Genomic DNA, 16,112 nt, shown 5'->3' with positions numbered 1-16,112 from the left:
GTGTGTATGCGGTCCAGCAGAGCCCACCGGGCCCCAGGACGTACCACTCGCTGACGGCGAGACGCAGGAAAGCCTACTTGTCCGCCCTGCTCGGCGTTCCCGCAGGCCGCACCACCGCATCCGCCTGCCCCCGGCTGCCGCCGGGTCCCAGCGACGGTGCCTTCCGTCATACGGGACCGGGCCCGTCGAACGCCCGCCGGCAGTGGGCGAGCAGGGCGCGCGTCCGGACGCCGTCGACGATGCGGGCGGTGAGCCGGTCGCGGTAGTGCGCGGCCATCGATTCGCTCAGGACGGCGACGCCGAGCCCACGGGCGGCCGGACCGGCCATGGCGTCCGCGGCACCGGTGGTACCGGACGCACCCCCGACTCGCCCACTGCGGCCTCTGATTGGACCATGCGTAAGCAGCGCACCAGGCACCACGACATCGACAAGACCGCCAAGCGCGCCGAATCAATCAAGGAAGACCAAGCCCACCGGCGTTAAAAACCAGCTCAGAACTCCCCCTGCGAACTCTCCCCCTCAGGGGTCTTGATGCACGCAGAGGCCAGTGTGACACTGATCTGGGGCTTTCCCCTGTCCTGCGCCCAGGAGATCATCAGGGTGTACTGAAGTTCATCATTCTCCGCGTGGATGACCGGCTGGCGATCCTCGGAGTTCGCCCTGCCGTCCTTGACAATGGACCAGCCATCCTCGGGAAGTCCGGAGCGCAGGTTTTCCATTGCCGCCTCAAGAGTACTGTTCGGCACATCGTAGACAGCCCATGGGTGACGCACGATATACATGCGTTCCTTATTGGGGTCGACCGAACAGATGGAGTCCCCGGGTCCTGGCTCCGTGACTCTTGCCTCAATCCTCATCATGTCGAGGATGCGACTCGAAATGTTTTCCGCCTGGGAACGGGCGTCCTGCACACTGATGACGTGGGGCTCATAGTCGAGCTCTTGCTTTTCACTTCGGTTCTCCGCACCCATGGAACATCCTGTCAAGAAAACAACCAGGAGAGCCGAAGCTCTCGGAAATATCCGCCCGCTTCGGGCGGTACTCATTTCCCTACTCACGGCTGACCTCGCCATAGTTGCCCGTCACGATCAACGCCTGGTTCACCGTGCTCACCGAGCCATCTTCCCAGTAGCCGCTGTGGTCAACTGAGTCCGTTGCGACAATATTCGCCCCGAAGGATTCGTCCGAGGGGACATGCTGAGTCCAGCCGACGTCGTACGGGACTCCGTTCCATGTCGACACGCCGAAACCGAGTCCGCCCAGCCCCGCGACCTTGCCGCCGAAGGGGACAGGGTCGTCCGGGAACGGGGCCGCCATGGACCAGGTGTGTTCTGTACCGGTGGTGAGGTCACCGGCATGCGGCGCGGGCATGCCCGGACCGGCAATGGCGACGATGTCACGCGAGTTCCTGAATCCGCCGCCCGAGGCAAGCCGCACCTTCGCCCTCTCGGAGCTGATGGTGCGTCCGCGCTGGCGCAAGACGGGCGCCTCCCGGCTGCTGCACCACTCGCTGCTCGCGGACCGCGACGAGGACCTGACCGCCCTCTGCGTGGATGTCACCCACCCCAAGGTGCAGGCCCTGCACAAGTCCTGGAGCTATCGGGAGGTCGGCGAGCAGCAGCCCTTCGCCGACTCCCCGCTCTTCGCCGTGATGCTCGCCGAACTGCCGCTGCCGGACTGACATCCCCGCCCCGGCTCAGCCTTTGGACCACTGGCAGCTCGCCGGTTCGCTGGGCAGCCGCCGGACCGAGGTCCGTTGTCAGAACTCCCCCTGCGGACTCTCCCCCTCAGGGGTTTCAAAGCATGCGGAAAGAAGAGTCACACTGATCTGGGGATCATGCTCCGCGGTCTCCCTCTCCCAGACAACATCCAGCGCGTACCGCATCTCCTCGTGTTCAGCATGAATCACAGGATCTCGATCCTCGGATTCCGCCTCCCTGTCAGCGATGATCTTCCATCCATTTTTCGGAAGTTTTTCCCTGAGGTTAGCCATCCCCTTCTCCAGGGAGGAATCAGGAATTCCATACAAGGCCCATGGATGACGAACCCTGTAGAGCTTCTCCTTCTTCGGATCTGCCGGACATACTGAAACACCGGGACCTGGCTCTGTAATCTTACCCTTGACCCCTATGGCATCCAGAACCTGACTGGACAACTCACCCGTACGATCACGTGCCTCTTGAACACCGACAACAGTGGGAACATAGCCGAGATCGTCCATCTTTTCAGAATCCCTCACTTCGCCATAGCATCCCGTCAAAGCGATCAAGAAAAGAACCAAGATGAGAGATTTACCCGCACTCGGAATCCGGTTATTCACTCTGGACCTTCCCATACTTCCCCACAGTGATGTATGCCTGGTTCTTCATGCTGACTGAATCTTGGTCCCAGTAGCCACTGTGGTCCTTTGAGTCGGTTGCCAGGCGTTTTGCCCCGAAGGATTCGTCCGAGGGGACATGCCGAGTCCAGCCGACGTCGTACGGAATTCCGTTCCATGTCGACACGCCGAAACCGATTCCGCCCAGTCCCGCGACCTTGCCGCCGAAGGGGACAGGGTCGTCCGGGAACGGGGCCGCCATGGACCAGGTGTGTTCTGTTCCGGTGGTGAGGTCACTGGCATGCGGGGCGAGCATGCCCGGACTGGCGATGGCGATGATGTCATCGGTAGCCAACTCCTTGCCGTAGGAGGCGTCTCCCACGACCGTGGTGCCGTAGCTGTGCCCGATCACCGTGGTGTGGCTGGCGTTCGGCCCTCCCTGGGCCACCTGCAACCCCTCCATGAAGGAGGTGAGTTTCGGTGATCCGTCCTTGGCGTACGAGACGGAAGCCGCCTCGGGAACGACGTCTCCGTCCGCGACGGGAATCGCGGTCTGCGGGGCGTCGTACCCCACCCAGGTAATGGTCGAGACACTCTGCCCCGGAGCCTCCCTGCTGCTGTCCCGCCACAGGTCGCTCATCCGGTTGATGTCGCCTTCCACCGTACCCAGGCGAGATGTGGTACCCGGGACGAAGACGGCTGTGTGGTCGGCGGTGTCGGGGTTTCCGTTGGCGGTGACGGCATGCCCCAGGTCCCTGGTGTCGAAGCCGAGGAGATACGCCTCGGGGAGACCGTCCACACCTGTCTGGCGGAAACGCTCCTCGATGGCGTCCACGCCCTTGCCGAGCTCCTCCAGCCGCGCCCTCTCCTCGTTCCACTTCCGCCACTCCGGTGTCTCCGTCTTCTCGGCGGTCAGGCCGTCCTTCCCCTTCGGAGCGAGGTGGTACCGGCTGGGCTCCTGGCTCATGTGCTTGGCGAGTACGTCCGCCGTGCGGGCCTTCTCCTCCTGGAGCACCACGCGGTTGGCACTGTCGCGGACCTCCGCCGGCAGACCGTCCAGGGCGCCGACACCGGCCGGGTACATGGAGACGTACGCGTCCCGCTCGTCTGCGGAGAGCCCCTTCCACCACTTGGCGTTCTCCTCCGGGGAACGCCCTTGCGGGATGTCGCCCTTCTCGTAGTTGTCGCCCGCGACCTTGTCGACCGCCGCACGGTCGGACCGGGCGTCCGACCACTGGGCACCACCGACTTTCAGGCCGCGTTCGGCAGTGAGCCTGGACAACGTCTTCGTGTACTGCTCGTCGATCCGCTGGGCATCGTTCAGCGCACCGATGATGGTGATGCTGAGCTGTTCCGCCAGGTGCTTCTTCGGGTTCGCCCCGATTTCGAGCCGTCCGGCGTTCGGCGCGGCCGGTGCGTACGGGCTCGGGCGGTTGGCTTCCATGAACGGCTCGTGCGCCTGCTTGCGGACCGTACCGCCCGGCAGTTCCGCACCGTCCGGTCCCTTGGCGGCCGGGTAGGTGACCGCGCCGTCGTCGCCGACGGTCAGCCCGTTCTCCTCGGCATCGCCCAGTGCCCGTCTCAGTCTCCGCTGCGGCTCCTCGAGATCGTCCGACAGACCGTTGAGAGCCGTCTGGATCAGGCCGCATTCCACCTGGACGTACTGGTAGTTCCGGCTGAGGCGTTCCAGGGCCTTGAAGGCCGCGTCCTTGGTGTCGCCCTTCTGGGCCCGGATCCTGGCGAGCATCTGCTGGTCCACCCAGTCCATGTCGGCCTGAGCCTGGTCACTGACCTTCTTCCAGCCGTCGGCCGCCTTCTCGTACTGCGTCCGCCTCAGGTCCTGTAGCTGACCGACCGTCTTCATCCCCGCCCCTACGAGAAGTTCTCGATGGGGGACTTGGGGCGGTCCTCGTGCCAGGGGCGCTTCGACGAGAGCGAGGACATCTCCTTCTTCGTGTCGTCCTCGTTGCCGTCGTGGGCGTCCGCGGCACCGGTGAAAGCCGTCTTCAGTCGCTCGCACTCGTCGCGTACGTCCCGCAGGCGGCCTTCCCAACTACCGCGCACCTTCCCCAGTGCCGCCGTGCAGGCGAAGCCTTCCGTCGCGGCGGTCAGCCCGGAGTGCGCCTGCCCGAGGTTCGTCAGGGCGGTGGTCATACGGCCGTGCAGCGTTCCCGCCTTTCCCGACAGGCCCCGCAGTTCCGTCGTGTTGATGTCCAGATCCGGCAGGGCACCGGCCTTGGACGTGCCGTGTCCGCCCTGCCACCCGTTCAGACGCATACCGGCGGCCGCGTCCGTGCCGGTGGTCGTCCACTCGTCCGCGAACCTCACGGTCCGTCCCTCCGTCATGTCTCGCCGTCCAACACGGCTGCGACAGTAGCAACACGGTTACAGAGGGTGCCTGAGTGCATCTACCTACGTTGACCGGACGCGTGGCCGTTCTTCTGCCGGATACGGGCCACTCTGCCCGGGGAAGCGGGGGCCGTTCACGGTCTGGCCCGCTGGGCTACGAGTGCTCCCGTCAGGCAGGGCCGGCCCCGGCGAACGTCCGTCGGCAGTGCGCGAGCAGTTCACGCGTCGCGGGGCTTCGCGTGCTCCGCCAGACCAGGGCGAGCAGGGCGTGCGTCTCGACGTCGTCGATGATGCGGGCGGTGAGCCGGTCGCGGTAGTGCGCGGCCATCGAATCGCTCAGGACGGCGACGCCGAGCCCACGGGCGGCCAAATCGGCCATGGCGTCCGCGGCACCGGCCTCCAAGGCGATGGCGGGCCGGAGGTGCTGTGCGGCGCATGCCTGGTCGAGCACCGTGCGCAGGCCGGTGCCGGGCGGCATGCACACGATCGGGTGGGTGACCAGATCGCGCAGGGTGACGCGGCGCCGTTCCGCCAGGGGATGCCCGGCCGGGACCGCCGCGACGAGCCGCTCGCTGACGACGGTCAGCGCCTCCAGCCCGTCGGGGGCGGCGTCCGCGGCCCCGACGAGGGCCAGGTCGAGAGCGCCGTCGCGCACCTGCGCGACGAGCCGGTCGGAGTTGTCCTCCAGGAGTGAGAGCTCCACGCCGGGGTGCGCCCGGTGGAACGCGGCGAGGGCGTCGAACAGCGGCGTGAGCGTACAGCCGGCGACCATCCCGACGGTGAGCCGTCCCCGGACCAGGCCGACCACCTCGTCCACCGCCCGGCCGACCGCCTCGGCGGCGGCGAGCGCGGCACGGGCGTGGCCGAGCGCGGCCTCTCCCGCGGCGGTGAGGGTGACGGTGCGGGCCGACCGGTCGAACAGCTCGGCCCCGAGCTCCCGTTCCAGTCGGCGGATCTGGGCGCTGACGCCGGACTGGCTGATGTGCACCCGCTCGGCCGCCCGCGTGAAGTTCCGCTCCTCGGCGACCGCGACGAAGTACCCCAGCTGCCTCAACTCCATGACCAGTAATTCTAGTTACCAGCAGAAACATCCGTTGGACTTCTTACTCGGAGGTGATCACGCTGGAAAGCACCGAAAGCCCGACGTCAGGAGGAAGCCGTGCCGGAGTACGAGAAGGCCATGCGGCCCGAGGACATCACCCGCTTGTTCGTCGAGCGGTCCAACGCCGGTGACGCGGCCGGGGTGGCCGCCCTCTACGAGGAGGACGCGGTGCTGGCCTATCCGCCCGGCGGGCGGACGGTGGGCCGGGAGGCGATCCGCGCGCTGTGGGAGAAGGTGCTGGCCGACCGCCCCCGTTTCGAGCCGGAGCCGTCGCTGCCGACGCTGGTCAGCGGGGACATCGCCCTGACCTCGACCCCTCCGAAGGACGGAGCGGGCGCCCGGGCGCAGGTCGTCCGCCGCCAGCCCGACGGGAGCTGGCTGCGTCTGCTGGACCGTCCCGAGTTCGCCCCGCCCGCCCGCTGACTCCTGCCGGGCCCGCCGGCGCCGCCGTTCCGGCCAGGATGGAGCGGGTACGGAACGGGCGGCGGCAGACGAGCCGTGCTGTACGCCGGGTTCTGTCTCCGGTGGGCCTCGCGGCCCGCCGGGAGGCGGCCATCCATCTGGGACCGGTGTCGCCACCGGCCTCGTGCGGTCTACCCGCGGACTCGGGCGGGCCGCCCTCGAACGTCCGCGCAGGGCCGTCGTCCCGTCCGGGACGGCGGCCCCTCTTGACCTTGCTCCGGGTGGGGTTTACCGAGCCGCCCAGGTCACCCTGGGCGCTGGTGGTCTCTTACACCACCGTTTCACCCTTACCGGGGGCGGTGAGGCCCCCGGCGGTCTGTTTTCTGTGGCACTTTCCCGCGGGTCACCCCGGGTGGGCGTTACCCACCACCCTGCCCTGTGGAGCCCGGACGTTCCTCGGCGGACTCCCCGGAGGGACTCCGCCGCGACCGCCCGCACGACTCGTCTGCCGTGCCGGCCATGGTAGTCGACCAGGGCGGGGGCCGGTTCCTCCGCCGGGTGCCGTCCGCGGCGGGACGGGGCGTGCACGGGGCGGGAAAATGACGGCGACTCTGATGAATGCAGAGTGAACCTGACGCCAGGATGTGCTGTCCTACTCGGTGGTACCCACTGTCCGAACGGTCAGGCGGGTCCCGGCAGCTTCCCGTCAGCCCTCGGAGGAAGAGGAAGAGATCGTGGATTCCCGACCGGTCCGTCCGACCCGCCGTGCCGTGTTCACCTTCGGCGCGGCGGCGGTGCTGGCCGCCTGCGCGCCCGCGAAGGGGAACGAGACCGAGCGTCCGTCCGCCTCGCCGTCGCGCGCCCCGCGGCCCCCGGAGAGGTCCGTCGCCGGGCGGCTGCGTGCGCTGGAGCGCGCGCACTCCGCCCGGCTGGGCGTCTTCGCGCTCAACCCGGCCACCGGCGCCGCCGTGCTGCACCGCGCGGACGAGCGCTTCGCGATCTGCTCGGTGTGGAAGCCGCTCGCCGTCGCGGCCGTGCTGCGCGACCGCGACGAGGCGTTCCTCGGCCGGCGCGTCCGGTACACCGAGGCGGACCTGGTGGCCCACTCCCCCGACACCGGCCGGCCCGGGAACCTGGCGAACGGCATGACCGTCGCCGAGCTGTGCGAGGCCACCGTGTGCCGCAGCGACAACACCGCCGGGAACCTCCTGCTGCGCGAGCTCGGCGGCCCGCGGGCCGTCACCCGCTTCTGCCGCTCGATCGGCGACCAGGTCACCCGGCTGGACCGGTGGGAGACCGAGCTGAACTCCGCCGAGCCCGGCCGCGTGACGGACACCACCAGTCCGCGCGCCGTCGCCCAGACCTACCGGCGGCTGATCACCGGCGGGGCGCTCGACGAGCCGGACCGCGAGCGGCTGACGGACTGGCTGCGGACGAACGAGACCAACGGCCGGAGCTTCGGCGCCGGCCTGCCCGACGGCTGGACCAGCGCCGACAAGACGGGCGCGGGCCGCCACGGCAGCAACAACGACGTGGGCGTGGCCTGGACCCCGGACGGAAGACCGGTGGTGCTGGCCGTGCTCACCGCCAAGGAGAAGGAGACCGCGGAGCCGGACTACCCGCTGGTCGCGAAGACCGCCGAGCTGCTGGCGCGGGAACTCGGCTGAGGACGCCCGGCACACCGGGGTCCGGCCGGTGACGCGTCCGGCGGTCGCGGGACGCGCTTGACCTTGTCGTGGCGTCAATGTGTTGACTCACCCCCATGAGGATCGGCGAGCTGGCCGCGCTGGCGGGCGTCACCACCCGCACCGTGCGGCACTACCACCATCTGGGGCTGCTGCCCGAGCCCGCGCGGCGCGCGAACGGCTACCGGGAGTACGGGCTGCGCGACGCCGTGGCGCTGGCGCGGGTGCGGCGGCTGACCGAACTGGGGCTGAGTCTGGACGAGGTGCGCGACGTGCTGGCCGACGGCGGGTTCCCGGACGGCGGCACCGGGCGCGAGCTGGCCGAGGTGCTGGCCGGGCTGGACGCCGACCTGGCCCGGCAGGAGGCGGCGCTGCGTGAACGGCGGCGCCGGGTGCGGGAGTTGCTGCGGCTCGCCGAGCGCGGTGAGCTGCCCGCCGAGGGGCCGGTCTCGGCCGAGCTGACGGTGCTCTTCGGCGAGCTGTCCCGGGCCGGTGCGGAGCTGCCCGGTCCCGAGCCGGCGATGGCGGCCCGGGACCGGGAGCTGCTGGCCCTGCTGGACACGGCCATGCCGCCCGCGGAGCGCGCCAGGCTGTTCGCGGCGCTCGGCTCCCTGGGCGGCGCTCCGGCGGCGTCGGCCCGCGCGTACGAGGTGTACGCGCTGCTGGACGAGCTGGCGGACGCCGAGGTGGACGACCCGCGGGTGGCGGACGCGGCCCGGGCGGTGGCCGACAGCCTGCCGGACGAGGTGCTGGCGGCGATCGGGGGCATCCCCCCGGAGTTCTCCGGTGCCTCCGGGGCGCCCGGTTCCTCCGGCGGGGAGGGGGCGGCCGCCGGTTTCGCCGAGGCGCTGTTCGCCGACCTCGCCCCGGCGCAGGCGGCGGCGGTACGGCAGGCGATCCGGCTGCTGGCGGAGCGTGCCCGGTGAACCGGGCGGGGCGGAAGCGGCGAGCACTGCGGGCCCGGTGGGCCGTGGCGGTGGTGGTGCCGGCCGAACTGACGCTGGTGGTCTGCCTGGTGGCCGGGGTGCGGGTGCCGGGGCCGCTGCTGGTGGCGGCGGAGGCCGCGGTGGGGTGCGTACTGGCGGCGGAGGCGGTCGTACTGGCACGCGCCTGGCGGCGGGCGCGCCACCGGGGCGCGGACGGCCGGGCGGCGGTGCGCGCGGCCGTCCGGGAGCACGTGCCGGAGCCGGTGCGGCGGCTGGCCGTGCACGAGCTGCGGCTGGCGGCGAGCCTGGTCCGCTGGGCGGTACGGCGTCCGCACGGGACCGGTGCGGGCGGGACGACCGTGCCGTACGCGGCCGGGCAGGCGCCGCTGATGTACGGGCTGCTGTTCGTGTCCGTGGTGGAGACGGTGGCGCTGGCGGTGCTGATCCCCTGGCCGGTGGTGCACGCGGTGGTGCTGGTGCTGGACGTGTGGGGAGTGCTGCTGGTGCTGGGCCTGCACGCCGCCTGCGTGGTGCGCCCGCATGTGGTGGGCGCGGACGGTTCGCTGCGGGTGCGGTACGGGGCGCTGGTCGACGTCCGTGTCCCGGCGGGGCGGGTGGCCGCCGCCCGGGTGGAGCACCGCTTCCCGCAGGAGGGCCGGCTGCTCGCCGTCTCCGGGGACGGTGTGCTGGACCTGGCCGTCGGCGGGCGGACCACGGTGACCGTGGAGCTGACCGGTCCGGTGCCGGTCGTACGGCCGCTGGGCGGGCGGGAGCGGGCGCGGGTGCTGCGGTTCTGCGCGGACGACCCGTCGGCCGCGGTCGCCGCGCTGCGGCGGGCGGCCGGGGCCCGGGGCGCGCCCGCGGGCTGAGCGGGCTGAGCGGGCTGGGTACCCGGAACCGTTTCCGGTCCGGCCGCTACACGGACCGGGTCTCGCCGCTGCGGTCCGTGTACGCCTCGGCCGTGCGCCCCGCCAGCGCCGCCAGGACCCGCCGGTGCAGATCGTGGACCTGCCCGGCGTCCTCGGTGCCGACGGAGGAGTCCAGCGTGTCCCGGACCAGGTCGGCCGCCCGCCGGACCTCCGCGGCGTCCCGCTCGTCCCCCGTGCCGTGCACGGCGGTCGCCAGATCGCGGAGCATGCGCAGCAGGGCCGCCAGGACGGTGGGCTCGGCGGCGGCGAAGCGCCGCAGCTGCCCGCAGGCCAGGTCGAGGTAGTACCGCAGGTCGCGGTCGGGGAGGATCAACCGTCCGGTCCCGTCCTCGTCCAGGTGCAGGACCGGCCCCAGGCGGCGTCCGGCCAGCCGCACCAGCAGGTCGGCCAGGTGCCCGGCGGCCGTGCACGCGGTCACCGGGTCGTTGATCCCCGGCGACATCGCCTTGACCGCGATGTCCTCCAGTTGGCGGAAGCCGAAGGCGACGTCCTGTTCCAGGGTCCGCTCGTAGCCGAGTTCCAGGGCGTCGTCGACCTTTTCGGCCAGGCCGTCGGCGTCCGGGTCGGGGACGCCCGCGGCGGGGTCGCGCGCCCAGACGGTGGCGATCGGGTTCCCCGCGACGACCAGGTCGCCCGGCCGGACGTCGAGCCGTACCACGGCATCGCTCCGGCGCGCGCAGGCCACGAGTGCACCGGTGTCGATCAACCGCACGAATCCGCTGCTGCCCCCGTGCACCGTGGCGCCGCGCGCCGGGTCCAGCTCCAGGTCCAGGTCGTCCGGGGACGGCGGGGGCGGCTCGTCCCGGCCGGCGCAGAGCTTCCGGATCGCCTCACCGGTCTCGTCGTGGGCGGCGAGCATCATGGAGTCCACCCGCAGCTGGCGGATGATGTGGTTGAGGAAGCCCAGCACGGCGGCCAGCGACGTGACACCGAGCGCGGACGCGGTGAGCAGCGCGACGGTGGGCAGCCCCTCGTCCGAGTTCATGAAGGACAGGGTCGTCAGCGCGAACACCAGGGTGGACAACAGGACCGTCAGGACGGCCTTGAGCACCCGGTCGCGGGCGTACCGCCGCAGCAGCCGCGGGGAGAACTGCTGGGAGGCCAGCTGCAGCGTCACCACGGTGACGCTGAACGTCAGGGCGGCCACCGTGACCGAGCTGGTGGCCACCACCTGGAGCATGGCGGAGGCGGCGTCGGAGTCGCCCGGCCACAGGTTGGCCGGGCCGGTGCCGGCCCGGGGCCGGACCTGTTCCAGGAGGATCGCGGTGACCAGGGCGGTGACGCCGCCCGCGGTGGGCCAGGTCCACAGCGGCGAGCGGGACGACTCCGCGCGAGGCCTGCGGCGGTGTGGAAGAAGGTTCACACCGGTACGGGTACCGCGTGACCGGCGGCCGATGCCTCGTCCGGCACCCGGCTGGAGCCGGGCCGCCGCGGCGGCATACCCTGCCGGGGCGCCGGAACCGGTTGTTCCGCGGACCGCGGACCCGCTGCTGAGGAGAGAGACCGTGCTCGTACTGCTGCCGCCGTCGGAGGGCAAGGCCACCGGGGCCGACGGCCCCCCGCTCGACCTGGGCGCGCTGTCGCTGCCGGGGCTGACGGCGGCGCGGGAGGCGGTGCTGGAAGAGCTGGTGGAGCTGTGCTCGGGCGACGGGGACGCCCGCGGGGAGGAGGCGCGGGAGGTGCTCGGGCTGAGCGAGGGGCTGCGCGGCGAGGTGGCCCGGAACGCCGCGCTGCGCACGGCCCCGGCGCTGCCCGCGGGCGAGCTCTACACCGGGGTGCTCTACGACGCGCTGGGCCTGGCCACGCTGGACCCGGCGGCGCGGGAGCGCGCCGGGCGGTGGCTGCTGGTGTTCTCGGGGCTGTGGGGCGCGGTGCGGACCGGTGACCCGGTTCCGCCCTACCGCTGCTCGGGCGGGGTGAAGCTGCCGGGTCTGGGGAGTCTGGCCCGGCACTGGCGCGGGCCGCTGGAGTCGGTGCTGCCCGAGGCGGCGGGCGACGGCCCGGTGCTGGACCTGCGGTCGGCGGCGTACGGCGCGATGTGGAAGCCGAGGGGCGCCCTCGCCGAGCGCACCGCGACCGTGCGGGTGCTCCAGTCGAGGATCGTCGGCGGGGTGGAGAAGCGGTCGGTGGTGAGCCACTTCAACAAGGCCACCAAGGGCCGGATCGTGCGCTCGCTGCTGACGGCGGGCGAGGAGCCGGACGGCCCGGCGGAGCTGGCCGGAGCGCTGCGCGCCCTGGGGTACACGGTGGAGGCCGCGCCCCCGGCCAGGAGCGGCAGCCCGTGGCGGCTGGACGTGGTGGTCACCGAGGTGTGAGCACCGCCGGGCGCAGTGCCGGGCTCCGTTGCACCGGGTGCAACCGGCGTTGCGGCGGGTGACGGGCACCGGCAGGATGGCGCCATGAGCGCCGAGCCGTCCGCCGGGCAGTCCGCCGAGCAGTCCGTACCGTCCTCCGTGCTCGCCCTGGGACCCGTCCTGCCGGTCGTCGCCCTCGGCGACGGGGCGGACGGCGGCACGGGGGAAGGGTTCGGGCCCGGTGACGCCGTGCCGCTGGCGCGGGCGCTGGTGGCGGGCGGGCTGACCGCGGTCGAGATCACCCTGCGGACGCCGGACGCGGTGGCGGCGGTCGCCCGGGTGGCGGCGGAGGTCCCCGGTGCGGTGGTGGGCGCGGGCACGGTGCTCACCCCGGAGCAGGCGGAGGCGGCGGTGGACGCCGGGGCCCGCTTCCTGGTGAGTCCGGGCGGCACGGACCGGCTGCTGACGGCGCTGGAGTCGGCCGGGGTGCCGTTCCTGCCGGGTGCCTCGACCGCCTCCGAGGTCATGGCGCTGCTGGAGCGCGGGGTGACGGAGATGAAGTTCTTCCCGGCCCGGGCGGCGGGCGGGCCGGAGTACCTCCAGGCGCTGGCCGCGCCGCTGCCCCGGGCCCGGTTCTGCCCGACGGGCGGCGTCGACGCCGCCTCGGCCCGGAGCTATCTCGCCCTGCCGAACGTCGGCTGCGTCGGCGGAAGCTGGATGCTGCCGCCGGACGCGCTGCGCGAGCGGGACTGGCCCCGGATCGAGCGGCTGGCCCGGGACGCCGCCCGGCTCGGCGCCCAGGCCGGGCGGGGCGGTCCCGGGAGCGGCGGTCGGGACGGCGCCCCGGACGGCGCCCCGGACGGCGGGTGACGGGCCGCCGCCCGGGGGCCGGCGCGGGAGTCAGCGCAGGTGGGCCGTGTCGTTGAACAGCCGCACCGAGGCGTTGCCGTCCGCGTAGTACGCCACCGCGGACAGGGCCGCGGGCGACAGCTCCATCCGGAACAGCGACTCGGGCGGGGCGCCCAGGGCCAGCCGCACCAGGATCTTGATCGGTGTGACATGGGTGACCAGCAGCACCGTCCGGCCGCGGTACCGCTCCAGGAGCCGGTCGCGGGCCCGCTCGACGCGGCGGGTGACGGCGGCGAAGGACTCGCCGCCGGTGGGGGCGGCACCGGGGTCGGCCAGCCAGGCGGCCAGATCCCGCGGGTACCGCTCGCGCGCCTCGGCGAAGGTCAGTCCCTCCCAGGCGCCGAAGTCCGCCTCGCGCAGGTCCTCGTCGGTCTCCACCTTCAGGCCGAGCCGCGCGGCGACCGCCTCGGCGGTCTGGCGGCAGCGCGTCAGCGGCGAGGCGACCACGTCCTGGACCGTCCCGCGGGCCGCGAGCGCGGCGGCGGCGGCCTCGGCCTGTCCGAGCCCGGCCGGCGACAGCTCGGGGTCGGTGCCGCCGCTGCCGGAGAAGCGCTTGAGCGGGGTGAGCGCCGTCTCGCCGTGCCGCAGCAGGACGAAGGTGGTGGGGGTGCCCAGGTCGGGGCCCCAGCCCTGGGCCGTGCCCCCGGCCCGCTCCGGTGCGGCGGTGACGGCGGTGGGGTCCGTCCCGCCCCCCGCTGCCTCCGGGAGCTCCGGCTGCTCCGGCTGCCGGACGCGCGCCTGCCGGACGGCGGCGCGGGCGGCGGCCCGCGCCTCGGCGGAGCTCTCGGTGGTGGCCGGCGGGGTGGCCGGGACAGGCGGGACGGAAAGGGCGGCCGAGTCGACGGTGGGGAGGTCCTCCCGGGCGGTGAGTTCCGCCGTCGAGGCGGACGGCCGCCACTTCTCGCCGCGCCGGCCCGCGTCCATCGCCTCGTTCGCCAGCCGGTCGGCGTACTTGTTCCGCTCGCGCGGGATCCACTCGTAGGTGACCGCCTCCGGCGGGAGGACGGAGCGCGCCTCCGCCGCCAGCGGCCGCATGCCGGGGTGCTTGATCTTCCAGCGGCCCGACATCTGCTCGACGACCAGCTTGGAGTCCATCCGGACCCGTACCGTCGCCGCCGGGTCCAGGGCACGGGCCGCGCGCAGCCCGGCGATCAGCCCGCGGTACTCGGCGACGTTGTTGGTGGCGGTGCCGATGTACTCCGCGGTCTCCGCCAGCACCTGGCCGGTGGCCGCGTCGCGGACGACCGCCCCGTAGCCGGCCGGGCCCGGGTTGCCGCGCGAGCCGCCGTCCGCCTCGACGACGAGGGACATCGGTGAAGCGGTGGAGCCGGACACCTTGGACATCCCGGACATCACAGCCCCGACTCGGGGGTGCGGACCAGGATGCGGCGGCAGTTCTCGCAGCGCACCACCTCGTCCGCCGGGGCCTGGCGGATCTCGTTCACCTCGGTGATGTTCAGCTCCAGCCGGCAGCCCTCGCAGCGCCGCTGGTAGAGCCGGGCCGCGCCGACGCCGCCCTGCTGTCCGCGGAGCTTGTCGTAGAGCTTGAGGAGCGCCTCCGGGATGGTGGCCGCCACGGCCTGGCGCTCCCTGGTCACCGAGGCGGCCTCGGTGTCGATCCCCGCCAGGGCCGCGTCGCGCCGCGCCACCGCCTCGTCCGTCCTGGCCTGGACGGACTCCACCCGCCGCGCCAGTTCCGCGGCGCGCTCCTGCGCGGACTCGCGGCGCTCCATGATCTCCAGGACGACGTCCTCCAGGTCGCTCTGGCGCCTGGCGAGCGAGGCGATCTCCTTCTGCAGGTTCTCCAGGTCCCTGGGCGAGGTCACCGCGCCGGTGTCCAGCCGCTGCTGGTCGCGGGCGGCGCGCTTGCGCACCTGGTCGACGTCCTGTTCCGCCTTGGTCTGTTCGCGGGCGGTGTCGCTCTCCTCGGTCCGCGCGGCGACCAGCAGGTCGCGCACCTGGGCGAGGTCGGCGGTCAGGCTCTCGATCTCGGCGTGCTCCGGCAGGTTCGCGCGCCGGTGGGCGAGCTGGGTGAGCCGCACGTCGAGGGCCTGGACGTCGAGGAGGCGGATCTGGTCGGCGGGCTCGGCGTTCAGTTGGGGGCTCCTGTGTGGGTGGTGGGTACGGGGGCGGACGCCGCGTGGCCGGTCCAGGGATCGGTGACCGTGCGGGAGACATGGACGCGCAGTCCCCAGCCGTGCCGCTGCGACACCGCGTCGAGCCCGGCGGCGGCCTGCTCGCACCAGGGCCACTCGGTGGCCCAGTGCGCGGCGTCCACCAGGGCGGGCCCGCCGGCGGAGAGAGCGTGCTGTACGGCCTCGGAGGCCGGGTGGTGCCGCAGGTCGGCGGTGAGGTAGGCGTCGACCCCGGCCGCCCGCACCGCCTCGAAGAGACCGTCGCCGGAGCCGCCGCAGACGGCGACCGTGCGGATCGGGCGCCCGGGGTCGCCGGCCGCCCGTACGCCCTGCGCGGTGGCGGGCAGGGCGGCGGCCACCCGCCGGGTGAAGCTCTCCAGCGGCTCGGGCACGTCCAGTTCGCAGATCCGGCCCAGCCCGCGGCGGCCGGCCGGATCGGAGGGGTCGGGCACCAGCGGCGCCACCACCCGCAGTCCGACGGCCCCGGCGAGGGCGTCGGAGACTCCGGGGTCGGCGCGGTCGGCGTTGGTGTGCGCGGTGTGCAGGGCGACACCGGCGCGGATCAGGCCGTGCACGACGCGGCCCTTGAAGGTGCCGCCGTAGACCGTGGTGGTGCCGCGCAGGTAGAGGGGGTGGTGGGTGAGCAGCAGCCCGGCACCGAGCGCCACCGCCTCCTCGGCGGTCTCCCGCACCGGGTCGACGGCGATCAGCACCCGGTCCACCGGGGCCGCCGGGTCCCCGCAGACGGTCCCGACCGCGTCCCACTGCTCGGCCCAGGCGGGCGGCCACAGGTCGTCCAGGGCGGCGATGACATCGGCGAGTGCAGGCACGGGTGAGAGGTTACCTGCCGTGCCGGGGCCGTCGGGCCGGGACGGGTACGGTCCGGACCCCGCGCCCGGGCCGCGCCCGTCCCGCTTCCGGACGGGGCCCGGGGTGAAGCACACCGCAGACCGACATGTCACCCATAACCATCCACAGTCCCCCGTATGCGTGAAGGGGTGCGCCTCTCACTGTCCACCGGGGGAAGCGAAAACTACCCTCCGTGATCGGAGGTGATTGGTCG

Annotated in this window: 18 protein-coding genes and 1 other RNA gene; 7 read left to right on the top strand and 12 right to left on the bottom strand. The window is 72.7% G+C overall.

Annotation, left to right across the window (positions count from 1 at the left end):
• Positions 1 to 166: 166 nt before the first annotated feature.
• From CUT44_RS30025 to CUT44_RS30015, 3 genes are all read right to left on the bottom strand, one after another.
• Complete coding sequence (locus CUT44_RS30025) at positions 167 to 328, bottom strand: hypothetical protein (RefSeq protein ID WP_408646811.1); 162 nt, start codon at positions 326 to 328, stop codon at positions 167 to 169.
• Positions 329 to 492: 164 nt separating this feature from the next.
• Positions 493 to 972, bottom strand: a complete 480-nt coding sequence (locus CUT44_RS30020; RefSeq protein WP_100205072.1) for a hypothetical protein — start codon at positions 970 to 972, stop codon at positions 493 to 495.
• 79 nt (positions 973 to 1,051) lie between these two features.
• Positions 1,052 to 1,372, bottom strand: a complete 321-nt coding sequence (locus CUT44_RS30015; protein WP_100205071.1) for a hypothetical protein — start codon at positions 1,370 to 1,372, stop codon at positions 1,052 to 1,054.
• A gap of 22 nt (positions 1,373 to 1,394) precedes the next feature.
• Between CUT44_RS30015 and CUT44_RS30010 the strand changes: the two genes are divergently transcribed.
• Positions 1,395 to 1,682, top strand: a complete 288-nt coding sequence (locus CUT44_RS30010) for a hypothetical protein (RefSeq protein WP_332888298.1) — start codon at positions 1,395 to 1,397, stop codon at positions 1,680 to 1,682.
• Between the two features lie 78 nt (positions 1,683 to 1,760).
• Here the strand turns inward: CUT44_RS30010 and CUT44_RS32900 are convergent, their stop codons facing one another.
• The 4 genes from CUT44_RS32900 to CUT44_RS29995 all read right to left on the bottom strand — a co-directional run bounded on the left by CUT44_RS32900 (position 1,761) and on the right by CUT44_RS29995 (position 5,727).
• A complete protein-coding gene (locus tag CUT44_RS32900; RefSeq protein ID WP_146252327.1) occupies positions 1,761 to 2,222 on the bottom strand; it encodes a hypothetical protein in 462 nt (153 codons plus the stop codon).
• Positions 2,223 to 2,313: 91 nt separating this feature from the next.
• Positions 2,314 to 4,182 carry an alpha/beta hydrolase gene (locus tag CUT44_RS30005; RefSeq protein WP_100205069.1) on the bottom strand — a complete coding sequence of 623 codons (1,869 nt, stop codon included), beginning with the start codon at positions 4,180 to 4,182 and terminating at the stop codon, positions 2,314 to 2,316.
• Positions 4,183 to 4,190: 8 nt separating this feature from the next.
• Entirely contained in the window at positions 4,191 to 4,646 is a 456-nt protein-coding gene (locus CUT44_RS30000) for a hypothetical protein (protein ID WP_146252326.1), read from the bottom strand.
• Positions 4,647 to 4,836: 190 nt separating this feature from the next.
• Positions 4,837 to 5,727 carry a LysR family transcriptional regulator gene (locus CUT44_RS29995; protein WP_100205067.1) on the bottom strand — a complete coding sequence of 297 codons (891 nt, stop codon included), beginning with the start codon at positions 5,725 to 5,727 and terminating at the stop codon, positions 4,837 to 4,839.
• Between the two features lie 99 nt (positions 5,728 to 5,826).
• Between CUT44_RS29995 and CUT44_RS29990 the strand changes: the two genes are divergently transcribed.
• Positions 5,827 to 6,192 carry a YybH family protein gene (locus CUT44_RS29990; protein WP_100205066.1) on the top strand — a complete coding sequence of 122 codons (366 nt, stop codon included), beginning with the start codon at positions 5,827 to 5,829 and terminating at the stop codon, positions 6,190 to 6,192.
• Positions 6,193 to 6,257: 65 nt separating this feature from the next.
• Here the strand turns inward: CUT44_RS29990 and rnpB are convergent.
• An RNA gene (gene rnpB, locus CUT44_RS29985) (RNase P RNA component class A) lies at positions 6,258 to 6,675 on the bottom strand.
• A 230-nt stretch (positions 6,676 to 6,905) separates the two neighbouring features.
• Here rnpB and bla point away from each other — a divergent pair.
• The 3 genes from bla to CUT44_RS29970 all read left to right on the top strand — a co-directional run bounded on the left by bla (position 6,906) and on the right by CUT44_RS29970 (position 9,651).
• Entirely contained in the window at positions 6,906 to 7,838 is a 933-nt protein-coding gene (bla, locus tag CUT44_RS29980) for a class A beta-lactamase (RefSeq protein ID WP_100205065.1), read from the top strand.
• Between the two features lie 95 nt (positions 7,839 to 7,933).
• On the top strand, positions 7,934 to 8,782 hold the full coding sequence (locus tag CUT44_RS29975) for a MerR family transcriptional regulator (protein ID WP_100205064.1): 849 nt from the start codon (positions 7,934 to 7,936) through the stop codon (positions 8,780 to 8,782).
• Positions 8,779 to 9,651: a hypothetical protein gene (locus CUT44_RS29970; RefSeq protein WP_233221760.1), complete on the top strand. Its 873-nt coding sequence runs from the start codon at positions 8,779 to 8,781 to the stop codon at positions 9,649 to 9,651. The genes CUT44_RS29975 and CUT44_RS29970 overlap by 4 nt, the downstream gene beginning before the upstream one ends.
• Positions 9,652 to 9,697: 46 nt before the next feature.
• Here the strand turns inward: CUT44_RS29970 and CUT44_RS29965 are convergent, their stop codons facing one another.
• Entirely contained in the window at positions 9,698 to 11,074 is a 1,377-nt protein-coding gene (locus CUT44_RS29965) for a DUF2254 domain-containing protein (protein ID WP_158239692.1), read from the bottom strand.
• 142 nt (positions 11,075 to 11,216) lie between these two features.
• Between CUT44_RS29965 and yaaA the strand changes: the two genes are divergently transcribed.
• On the top strand, positions 11,217 to 12,026 hold the full coding sequence (gene yaaA, locus CUT44_RS29960) for a peroxide stress protein YaaA (protein ID WP_100205062.1): 810 nt from the start codon (positions 11,217 to 11,219) through the stop codon (positions 12,024 to 12,026).
• 84 nt (positions 12,027 to 12,110) lie between these two features.
• Entirely contained in the window at positions 12,111 to 12,875 is a 765-nt protein-coding gene (gene eda, locus CUT44_RS29955) for a bifunctional 4-hydroxy-2-oxoglutarate aldolase/2-dehydro-3-deoxy-phosphogluconate aldolase (protein WP_100205061.1), read from the top strand.
• A gap of 30 nt (positions 12,876 to 12,905) precedes the next feature.
• Here eda and CUT44_RS29950 read toward each other — a convergent pair whose 3' ends face one another.
• From CUT44_RS29950 to CUT44_RS29940, 3 genes are read right to left on the bottom strand one after another with little or no spacing between them, the layout of a single operon-like run.
• A complete protein-coding gene (locus tag CUT44_RS29950) occupies positions 12,906 to 14,258 on the bottom strand; it encodes a bifunctional RNase H/acid phosphatase (RefSeq protein ID WP_233221759.1) in 1,353 nt (450 codons plus the stop codon).
• Positions 14,259 to 14,266: 8 nt separating this feature from the next.
• Positions 14,267 to 15,010, bottom strand: a complete 744-nt coding sequence (locus CUT44_RS29945; RefSeq protein ID WP_199185908.1) for a zinc ribbon domain-containing protein — start codon at positions 15,008 to 15,010, stop codon at positions 14,267 to 14,269.
• Positions 15,007 to 15,879 carry a Nif3-like dinuclear metal center hexameric protein gene (locus tag CUT44_RS29940; protein ID WP_107488078.1) on the bottom strand — a complete coding sequence of 291 codons (873 nt, stop codon included), beginning with the start codon at positions 15,877 to 15,879 and terminating at the stop codon, positions 15,007 to 15,009. The genes CUT44_RS29945 and CUT44_RS29940 overlap by 4 nt, the downstream gene beginning before the upstream one ends.
• Positions 15,880 to 16,112: the final 233 nt, after the last annotated feature.

Origin of the sequence: Streptomyces carminius (genome assembly GCF_002794255.1) — a bacterium.
In the GTDB taxonomy this organism is placed as follows: Bacteria; Actinomycetota; Actinomycetes; order Streptomycetales; family Streptomycetaceae; genus Streptomyces; species Streptomyces carminius.
This window is presented reverse-complemented; position numbering and strand designations above follow the sequence as displayed.

Bases quoted from the DNA above. Each gene is read 5' to 3' on its own strand.
- CUT44_RS30025 (WP_408646811.1), bottom strand. From the start codon at position 328: ATGGCCGGTCCGGCCGCCCGTGGGCTCGGCGTCGCCGTCCTGAGCGAA.
- CUT44_RS30020 (WP_100205072.1), bottom strand. From the start codon at position 972: ATGGGTGCGGAGAACCGAAGTGAAAAGCAAGAGCTCGACTATGAGCCC.
- CUT44_RS30015 (WP_100205071.1), bottom strand. From the start codon at position 1,372: ATGCCCGCGCCGCATGCCGGTGACCTCACCACCGGTACAGAACACACC.
- CUT44_RS30010 (WP_332888298.1), top strand. From the start codon at position 1,395: ATGTCACGCGAGTTCCTGAATCCGCCGCCCGAGGCAAGCCGCACCTTC.
- CUT44_RS32900 (WP_146252327.1), bottom strand. From the start codon at position 2,222: ATGGACGATCTCGGCTATGTTCCCACTGTTGTCGGTGTTCAAGAGGCA.
- CUT44_RS30005 (WP_100205069.1), bottom strand. From the start codon at position 4,182: ATGAAGACGGTCGGTCAGCTACAGGACCTGAGGCGGACGCAGTACGAG.
- CUT44_RS29995 (WP_100205067.1), bottom strand. From the start codon at position 5,727: ATGGAGTTGAGGCAGCTGGGGTACTTCGTCGCGGTCGCCGAGGAGCGG.
- CUT44_RS29975 (WP_100205064.1), top strand. From the start codon at position 7,934: ATGAGGATCGGCGAGCTGGCCGCGCTGGCGGGCGTCACCACCCGCACC.
- eda (WP_100205061.1), top strand. From the start codon at position 12,111: ATGAGCGCCGAGCCGTCCGCCGGGCAGTCCGCCGAGCAGTCCGTACCG.
- CUT44_RS29950 (WP_233221759.1), bottom strand. From the start codon at position 14,258: ATGTCCAAGGTGTCCGGCTCCACCGCTTCACCGATGTCCCTCGTCGTC.